Consider the following 324-nt stretch of genomic DNA (forward strand, 5'->3'; position numbering starts at 1 on the left):
GCAAGGATCGTTCGCGGCGCCGTCGGCCAGTCAGGCCGGAATGAGGATTATGTGCTGAGCACGCTCGATCATCTCGAGGCGCTCGGCATCCGCGATCAATGGCTGGAAGAGGTAGGCCGCCAGGTCTCGCCTTCGTGAGGGGCTTTTTGTTTGCACAATTCCGGACGCAAAACCGCGACGCACTTTTGCTGGAATTGCTCTGGTCCGATCAAAAAGCAAAACCATGCCTTTGACCTCGGGAGGCCACGACCTAGCTTAGCGGCAACCCTTCCTTGGCCATCAGGCCCGTTCCAGCATCACGGAGATCAGCCTTGCAGAAACGCC

Annotated in this window: 1 pseudogene; it reads left to right on the plus strand. The window is 58.6% G+C overall.

What is annotated here, in order from left to right:
• Positions 1 to 138, plus strand: a pseudogene (locus tag EN852_RS37785) (gamma-glutamylcyclotransferase); the annotation flags it as partial.
• Positions 139 to 324 lie beyond the last annotated feature (186 nt).

The sequence above is a fragment of the Mesorhizobium sp. M2E.F.Ca.ET.209.01.1.1 genome (genome assembly GCF_004010375.2).
Taxonomy (GTDB): domain Bacteria; phylum Pseudomonadota; class Alphaproteobacteria; order Rhizobiales; family Rhizobiaceae; genus Mesorhizobium.